This is a genomic window from Pseudomonas sp. GM55 (genome assembly GCF_000282395.1).
Classification (GTDB): domain Bacteria; phylum Pseudomonadota; class Gammaproteobacteria; order Pseudomonadales; family Pseudomonadaceae; genus Aquipseudomonas; species Aquipseudomonas fluorescens_CC.
Map to the genome: position 1 here is coordinate 1 of NZ_AKJJ01000017.1, position 8,579 is coordinate 8,579.

Consider the following 8,579-nt stretch of genomic DNA (forward strand, 5'->3'; position numbering starts at 1 on the left):
TCGAGGGGCCCTGGGCTCGGGCAGCGGCACCGGCGTTGGCGAGGCCGGCGTTATCGGTGCCGATTTCGTACAGCATGATGCCGCCGGCCCAGGCTTGCTGGCAGCACAGGGCAAGTAGCGCAGAGGCGGGCAGGGTAGCTGTTTTTGTCGGCATGGAAATCCCTCAGCAATTATCCATTTCGAATACGGGTGGACTGCACCAGCCACCCGTGGATTCGGCTGTTACTTGGCCATCTCTGCCCGAGCCGCGGCGATCTTGGCTTTAACCGAGTCGAGGTTGAAACTCGCGCCTTTTTGCATCGGTGGGAACTCGATCGCGGTTTCAGCCAGTTTAGCCACCTGCTGCTGCACGAACACAAAGCGCCAGAACTGGAATTTGAACCAGTCGAAGTATTGTTGCGAACCCTGTGCGGCCTGATTTTCCGGCCAGCCCATGCGCTCGAACGGGTCGAGGCGCAGATTGGTCAGGATCGGTACATCGACCGCCAGTTTGGCGCCCATCCAGCCACCCGGTTGGTCAATGAAGCGATATTTGTAGTCGTCAATGCGCACCGCACCCAAGGAGCTTTCTCCGAAGTAGAAGACTTCATGCCGGTTCGACGGACCTTTTCCGGTGATCATTGGAGTTTGATCATAGCCGTCCAGGTGAACTTTGTAGGTGGTGTCGCCCAATTGTTTGCCTTTGAGCAGTTCCGCCGTGATGTTCGGGTTACCTGCCGCCGCGACCAGGGTCGGGAACCAGTCCATGCCGGACATGATGCCGTTGGCGATCTGGTTGGCCGGCACCTTGCCTGGCCAGCGAATGATTGCCGGTACCCGGAAGCCACCCTCCATGACCGTGCCTTTGCCCATGGCGAACGGAGTCGTGCCGCCATCGGGCCAGGTGAAGTTTTCCGCACCATTGTCGGTGGTGAAAATCACGATGGTGTTGTCGTCCATGCCGTCTTTTTTCAGCTTCGCCAGGACGTCGCCCACAATGTCATCGAGCTGCGCCATGCCGGCTTCCTGTTCCGACCAGCCATTCTGCGAGTTGCGCATGGCCTCGTACTTGTCGGAAAGGTGCGTGACGATGTGCATGCGGGTCGGGTTGAGCCAGACGAAGAACGGTTTGTTGTCCTGCTTGGCCTTGTCGATGAACGAGAAGGCCTTGTCGCGAATCTCCTCGTCGACGGTTTTCATCCGCTCCGGATAGAGCGTTCCGGCGTCTTCGATTTTCTGCTTGCCGACTTTGCCCCAGCGCGGCATCACGGTTGTGTCATCGGTGGTGGAGGCCCAGCTGTGGACCATGTTGCGTGGGCCGACGCTGTCCAGCAGCTCCTTCGGATAATTGGGGTGTGCCGGATCTTCCATGGCGTCGAGGTGATAGAGGTAGCCGAAGAACTCATCGAAACCATGGACGGTAGGCAGGAACTGGTTCAGGTCACCCAAGTGGTTTTTGCCGAACTGGCCGGTGGCATAACCCATGGCCTTGAGGGTGGTCGCGATGGTGACAGCTTCGGCGGGAATTCCCACGGGCGAGCCGGCCTGGCCGACGGTGGTCATGCCCGTACGAATCGGCAGTTCGCCGGTGATGAAGTTGGCGCGCCCGGCGGTGCAACTGGCCTCGGCGTAATAGTCGGTGAAACGCATGCCTTCGTTCGCTAGCTGATCGAGGTTGGGGGTTCTGCCGGCCATCATGCCCTGGTTGTAGACGCCGATATTCGACCAGCCCACATCGTCGCCCATGATCACCAGGATGTTGGGGGCTTTGTCGGCGGCCAGGGTCAGGCCGGGAAACGCCATCACAGACAGCAATAGGGGGACCGCAAACATCGTGGATAAGTTTGTCCGATTCATTTCGAGCTCCTGCGCACTCGTGTGAGTACATCGAGACGAGCCCCCAACCGTCATTGAATTTCGTAACCCCCCGCGAAGAGCGTAGGTTTGAATTGCGAAATTTCCAGTAATGGATAGTCAGAAAGCACTGATTCAGGCGCATTGCGCCGAAAGAGTGTTCGCTCAAAGACACCTGCTAAATCGGGGCGGCGAGCGCTACTCGCCGCCTCAATCGCCATTACCGGTCGGCAGTGGCGGCCAGCAATGGTGCGATTTGCTGATCGGTCAATGCGGCGTGCACGTCCATGCTCATCAGGTCGTTCCACTCCAGCACCCATTTTTGAATCGGCACCAGATCACTCGCCTCGGCAATGCCGAAGCCGGCCGAGCTCCCTACGGCGTGCCAGCGTCCGTGCATGGTGACGCCTTCGGGCGGCGCGCCACCGGTCTTGAGAAAGCGTGCGATTGCGGCATCACGGTTGTCCGGGCTGATTGTCCAACTGACGATGAATAACATCGGCCACCTCCTGTTACGGATTGGCACCGGTTTTTTTTGCGCGCACCTGGCTGGCGCCGGGGCCGTGGCCGCGCTTGGGTTTGCAGTTGCGTCCTGGCTGTCTTGCGGCAGAATCTCCCATGGAAGGCATAGCAGCGCTTTGCCATTCATGTACGACCGCTGATCCTGTTCAGGTGGCTGTTCGAGGGGGGTAACGGATGCGTGTTTCACCAGCGAAACATGGGCAGCGGCCGCAGCGGCGAGCGAATGAATTGCCGGGCTGAACGCTTTATCAGCATCGAGTGAAAACCATGGTCGGGAAAGGTCGACTGCACGGTCTTGATGAAGCTTCGGGGCAAGCCGAAACGGACCAGGCCCAGGGACACATCCACCAGATCGGCCTGGCGGAAGAATTCGACGCTGTCGGCACAAGCGCCGCGATACCGGCGCACCTTGTGATGCTCAAGTATCAACGCACTGACTTCATCCTTCAGTTCCGGTCGTTGTTGGTGGTCGAGGTATTCGGTGGCCAGGGCAATGGATGGCGGCAGGTAGTCCAGGGTGTCATCGGTCCAGATACCCAGGTCATGAAACGCCGCCGCGATCTGTACGGTATCCGAGGGCAAGCCTTCGGTACCGCTGAGGGCACTATGGAAATTCAGCACCCGGTAAATGTGGTTGCGGTAGCCCTGCAGGTCGGCCCCGATGGCCAGGGCGAACGAGGTGAGAATTTCGTCGGTGAGGGGAAATTCGAGAATGGGCTTCATCAGGCGTCACGCAACAGGTCGTTGGCATTGAGCAGCTCGTAAGCAATCTCCGGGCGCTTTTCCATGGCACGGCGAATGGCCGCGGGGATGTTGGCGCGGGTCTTGCGGCACAGCCCCGGCAGGTCGCCAATCTGGATACCGATGCCGCGCATGGTGCGCACCTCATTGAAGCCGGGGGCGATGTCCACGCGGATCCCCAACTGTTCGAACATGCGCCGTTGCACGTGCTCGAGATCGCTCAGGCTCTGCAGGTTCTCCAGGCGTTCGATCAGGCGTTTTTCTTCGTTGCGGGTCAGAAACAGAATGCGCAGGTCCGCCCCCGGTGTTTCCAGCAACGGGTCACGCCCGCAGTCGCAGGCACCGGGCGGGCAGGGTTGGCGAATCGGAGTGGAGGCGTTCATGTGATTCAATCATAGAGCGCCGTGATCGAATTTGCCCATAGGGATTTTTGAGGTTATGCAATGCAATGAAATGTAGGAGCGAGCTTGCTCGCGAAGGTGTGTCAGTCGACATCAACGTAGCTGACACTCCATCGCGAGCAAGCTCGCTCCTACAGGGGCTGCGGTGAAACCTGTTTAACTCATTTCAAGACCAGCAACCGATAAACGCCGTCTTCGACTTCAATCCCGTGGGTGTCATGGGTGAAGCCCGGGAAGGATGTGTCGAAGGCTTCCAGTGCCTTGAGATACGCCAGCAACGGACCGTCCGCAGGCCCTGCGTTTTCACCTGGCATGAGCAGCGGGATGCCTGGTGGATACGGCACGATACCGGTGGCGGCAAGGCGCCCGGCCGCTTCGTTGAGGGTGACCAGTTCGATTTCGTTGCGCACCAGTTTTTCGTAGGCCTCCACCGGGCTGAATTCGGCTTTTGGCAGGGTGCCGAAGGCCTGGGACATGTTGGCGGTGGTCTTGTGTTTCTTCATGGCGGCGAAGATTTCATCGGCCAGATCCTTCAGGCCCATGCCGGCATAACGTTGCTGGTGGGCGTTGTACAGGTCGGGCAGGCACAGCTCGAGCTCGGCGTTGTCGTCGTAATCACGCTTGAAGTCGAGCAGGGCGTTGAGCAGCGTGCCCCACTTGCCTTTGGTGATGCCGATCGAGAACAGGAACAGGATGGTGAAGTCGGTGGTTTTCTCGACCACGATCCCCTGGCGGCCCAGGTACGCCGTGACCACGCAAGCGGGGATGCCGGAGGCGAGCAGGTTGCCGTCGTCGCCCATGCCCGGGCTGAGCACCGAAACCTTGATCGGGTCGAGCATGCAGTAACCGTCTTCGATGTCACCAAAACCGTGCCATACCGCGTTCGGGTGCAGGACCCAGCAGTTCGGGTCGGTTTTAAGCTGCGCCGGGTCGACCTCATGGAACGGCACGGTCGCTGCGCCCACCTGTACGGTCGGTGGCTGCCAGCAGGTGAAGAACCAGTTGTCCTTGCTCAGCATCTCGTTGTGCATGCGCGAGAGCACCTGGCGGAAGCTGATGGCTTCTTCGATCGATTCGCTGGTGAGGATCTGCCCGCTCGGTGCTTCCATCATCGCCGAGCTGACGTCGCAGGACGCCATGATCGCGTAGTTTGGCGAAGTCGAGGCGTGCATCATGTACGACTCGTTGAAGCGCGCATGTTCGATCGGGTTGCGACCGTCACGCACATGGATCATCGAGGCCTGGGACAGGGCAGCCAGCAACTTGTGGGTCGACTGGGTGGCGAATACCGTCGGCTTGGACTTGTCGTGATCGCCCGGGTCGCCGTGCATGGCATGGCGTCCGCTGTACAGCGGGTTGAAGCGCGCATAACCGTACCAGGCTTCGTCGAAGTGCAGACGGTCAACGCTTTCGCCCAGCAGCTCTTCGACACGGGTGACGTTGTAGGTCAGGCCGTCGTAGGTGGAGTTGGTGACAATGGCGTGCACCGGTGTCGGGTCGATGCCTTTCTTGACCAGCGGGTTGTTGGCGATGGCGGTTTTAACGCCTTCGGCGCTCAGGGTCTGCGGCAGGATCGGGCCGATGATGCCGTAGCGGTTGCGGGTCGGCACCAGGTAGGTCGGAATCGCCCCGGACAGGGTCATCGCATGTTCGGCGGACTTGTGGCAATTGCGGTCGCACAGGGCGATCTGGTTGCGCGTGACGCTGGCCATGAGGATGACGCGGTTGGACATCGACGAACCGTTGGTCACGTAGTACGTGCGGTGTGCGCCGAAGACCTTGGCGGCATAACGTTCGCCCTGGCCGATGGGGCCGCTGTGATCGAGCAGGGAGCCCAGTTCGCCGACCGAGATCGACAGGTCGGAACGCAGCAGGTTCTCGCCGAAGAACTCGTAGAAGGCACGCCCGGCAGTGCTCTTGAGAAACGCCGTGCCGCCGGCATGGCCGGGGGTGTGCCAGGAGTATTCATAGGTGCGGGCAAACTTCACCAGCGCACCGAACATCGGCGGCAGGGCGGCCTGACGGTAACGTTCGATAGCGGCCAGGATGCGCCCGCTGAGGAAGCGTGAAGTGTCTTCGGGCAGCCAGATGAAGTCATCGGCGTGTTGCATGACCAGCAACGGAATGCTCGACGCGGTGGTACGGTCGCTGATCAGGAACACCGGCACGCGTGTGTTGCGCTCGCGCAGTTTGACCAGCAGTTTGATGCAGTCGGCGTGGCCTTCGCTGGTGTCCATTTCCCAGCGGATGAGCACGCATTGAACGGCAGGGTCCGAACGCAGGATCGAGGCGGCATCGGTGAGGCTTTCCGAGGCCAGTACGCTGACACCACGTCCCTCTACGTCGTGGATCAGTTGATCCAGGGCGCGGCCGAACACCGTTCGCTTGTCCGGCGGACTGCTGACCAGTAGCGCCAGCATGCCCAGCGAGTGTTTATATTCCGTCATGCTTGAACCTCCATAGTGGCTTTAGTCAGATTGTTCACCGGCACTGGCTCGGCAGTTAGGTGCTGCGCGCTGACGGTTTGCGTCGGTACGCTGTTGTTGAGTGCTTCGAGACGGATCAGGCGGTTGTTGACGAAGCCGAACAGGGTGTAGCCAACGATGGTGGCCACGCCGCCCAGCATCAGGGCCTGCTCCCCGGAGCTGTACAGCGCCAGATAGCTGTAGGCTGCCGCGACCAGAGCAATGACGTTGGTTGCCAGTGCCTTGCCTTCCGGCACGTTGGAGACTTTCTGCATGGTCATCAGCGCGGCCATGGACAGGATGTAAGGCACCAGGTTGGTGACCACTGCGAGGTTGACGAGGGTGTCGAACTGCTTGCTCAGGTCGGGACTGATGGTGAGCAGAGCCAGCGCTGTCTGTGCGGTGAGCAACACCAGCATGCCGACAATCGGCGTTCCTGCCTTGTTGGCCTTGGCGAAGATCGACAGGAAGTAACCGGTGTCTGCCGAGCTTTTGTACACCTGGGCGATAGTGAACTGCCAACCCAGCAGCGAACCGATGCAGGCGAGCACCATTGCCGCCATCACGATATCCCCGACCATCGGGGTGAACATTTTGGCGAACACCAGGCCGAACGGTGCGGTGGACGCGACCAGTTCTTCGTTGCCGACGATACCGAAGATGACGTTGGTGGAGACGATGTAGATCACCGCCGCACCCAGGGTGCCGCCCAGCACGGCAATCGGCACGTTGCGCTCGGGGTTTTCCACCGCGTCGGTGTTGGCGCAAGCCGATTCCAGGCCGAGGAAGGCCCACAGGGTGATCGCCACCGAGGCGCCTGCCGCTTCGAACCAGCTCTTGTCGTGGGGGTTCCAGCCGGCGGCGTAAACGCTGCTGTCAAACCAGAACCAGCCAACCGTGGATACCAGCACCACCGGTGCAATTACTCCCCAGACCGTCACCGCGCCGATCCGGCCGGTAATTCTGGCGCCGCCAAAGTTGGCGAAGGTGGTGATCCATAACAAGGCGATGGTCGCCAGGCCTACTTGCAGGGAATCCAGTTTTATCCCGAACAACACCTGGATATAACCCACCGCAGTAATACTGATCGCCACGTTGGCAATCAACAGCGAGAGGCCGTAGGTGTAGTTGGTGATGTAGTTACCGGCCTTACCGAACGTGTATTCGGCATAGCCGCCCATGCCGCCGGTCTTGCGGCTGAGCATCCCGCATCGCGCAAAGGCGTAGGCCAGAGCGAGGGAACCGGTGGCCGTCACCAGCCAGGAAAGAATCGAAATTGCACCGACTTCCGCGAGTTTCGTCGGTAGCAGCACAATGCCGGAGCCCAACATGTTGACGGCGGTCAACATTGTCAGTTGCCCCACACTCATTTTCTTTGCGACTGACATTCCATTGCCTCACTTAAGTTGGCGATTGAGAGTCTTAGCTATAGCAAAGGATTGAAAACTCGCAAGAAATGGCGTCACCCATTTCGTTTTTGCACTAATTCGCAAAAAAGGCAGGATGCTGGCCCCCAAGTTTAAAAATCCTCAGCAAAATTAGTTCATTTTCAGCCAGTTAAACAGGTCAAGATGCGCAAGATATGGATCGCATTAATTCCGCTAGTTGTTGCGGGTACAGCCAATTCGGCTCAGGCAAAAGAACTGGCCACCCATGATCAGTACATGTGCAGTTGGGGCGCAGGTACCGCTGCAAGGGCTCAGGAACTCAAGCTCTCGGGCGTTTCTCTGTATGCCGCGCGGCAGAAAATCCAGGTCTACAAGTTCGCCAAATCCTGGATGCGTATGATGGCACTTGGCATTACAGAGCAAACTTATGACAGTCCGTCGCGATTCAAACCGACGGCTGTACGGCAGAGCTTTTATGAGGACTGCGTGAGGTACAAGTTGGCGCGTAAATAGAAAAAAAGAAGCGGGCGTCGGTCGGATCGACCACGGTATGGGCCTGTGACGTCTATATTGATTGACCATCCCAGCGACCGGATGGGGTGTTAAAACCGGTTTCTTACAACTCAATCAGGAGGTCACCATGAACCAGATCGATAAAGTGTTGTACACCGCCAAAACCCACACCACCGGCGGGCGTGACGGCGCCTCCCGCAGCTCCGACGGGATCCTCGATGTGAAGCTCTCGTCCCCGGGTGCGGGTGGCGGCGGAACCAATCCGGAGCAACTGTTCTCTGCCGGCTGGTCGGCCTGCTTTATCGGCGCCATGCAAGTGGCGGCCAGGGAAATGAAAGTGGCGCTGCCCAAGGACGTGGCCGTCGATGCGGAAGTCGACCTGGGTACCAATGAAGGCGGCTACCTGCTCCAGGCGCGGCTCAATGTCAGCCTGCCAGGGCTGGATCGTGAAACCGCGCAGAAAATTGTCGACACCGGGCACCAGTACTGCCCGTACTCGAAAGCTACGCGCAACAACATCAACGTTGTGCTCAAGCTGGTTTGAATTGACATGAAAAGGTCTTGGCGAATGACATGGATTGTCGCCAAGGCCTGAAATACTCGCTGACCCGATCCGACCTGTTCGTGAAGGTGGCCTGACAGTCAGACTGTCTTTTGTTGACGGTGTGCATATCCGTTTTTTCGGTAACGGCGACTGGTGGTTTCGCCCTTACGGC

General features: G+C 59.2%; 8 protein-coding genes and 1 pseudogene. 2 read left to right on the forward strand and 7 right to left on the reverse strand.

Annotated features, from left to right (window positions below; genetic code table 11):
• The 7 genes and pseudogenes from PMI31_RS30670 to potE form a co-directional block, all read right to left on the reverse strand.
• Positions 1–154: pseudogene (locus tag PMI31_RS30670) on the reverse strand (transporter); the annotation flags it as partial.
• Between the two features lie 68 nt (positions 155–222).
• Positions 223–1,836, reverse strand: a complete 1,614-nt coding sequence (locus PMI31_RS03195) for an arylsulfatase (protein WP_008016188.1) — start codon at positions 1,834–1,836, stop codon at positions 223–225.
• Positions 1,837–2,053: 217 nt separating this feature from the next.
• The gene (locus PMI31_RS03200; protein WP_008016189.1) at positions 2,054–2,332 is read right to left on the reverse strand and encodes a DUF3303 domain-containing protein; all 279 of its coding nucleotides are present in this window, start codon (positions 2,330–2,332) and stop codon (positions 2,054–2,056) included.
• 206 nt (positions 2,333–2,538) lie between these two features.
• The gene (locus PMI31_RS03205) at positions 2,539–3,078 is read right to left on the reverse strand and encodes an HD domain-containing protein (RefSeq protein WP_008016191.1); all 540 of its coding nucleotides are present in this window, start codon (positions 3,076–3,078) and stop codon (positions 2,539–2,541) included.
• Entirely contained in the window at positions 3,078–3,479 is a 402-nt protein-coding gene (locus tag PMI31_RS03210; RefSeq protein WP_008016192.1) for a hypothetical protein, read from the reverse strand. The genes PMI31_RS03205 and PMI31_RS03210 overlap by 1 nt, the downstream gene beginning before the upstream one ends.
• Positions 3,480–3,658: 179 nt before the next feature.
• A complete protein-coding gene (locus PMI31_RS03215) occupies positions 3,659–5,944 on the reverse strand; it encodes an Orn/Lys/Arg decarboxylase N-terminal domain-containing protein (RefSeq protein ID WP_008016193.1) in 2,286 nt (761 codons plus the stop codon).
• Positions 5,941–7,350, reverse strand: coding sequence for a putrescine-ornithine antiporter (gene potE, locus PMI31_RS03220; protein WP_008016194.1), 1,410 nt, complete (start codon positions 7,348–7,350; stop codon positions 5,941–5,943). The genes PMI31_RS03215 and potE overlap by 4 nt, the downstream gene beginning before the upstream one ends.
• Before the next feature lie 183 nt (positions 7,351–7,533).
• Between potE and PMI31_RS03225 the strand changes: the two genes are divergently transcribed.
• Both PMI31_RS03225 and PMI31_RS03230 read left to right on the forward strand, forming a co-directional pair.
• Entirely contained in the window at positions 7,534–7,863 is a 330-nt protein-coding gene (locus tag PMI31_RS03225; protein ID WP_008016195.1) for a hypothetical protein, read from the forward strand.
• Between the two features lie 127 nt (positions 7,864–7,990).
• A complete protein-coding gene (locus PMI31_RS03230; protein WP_007991821.1) occupies positions 7,991–8,407 on the forward strand; it encodes an organic hydroperoxide resistance protein in 417 nt (138 codons plus the stop codon).
• Positions 8,408–8,579 lie beyond the last annotated feature (172 nt).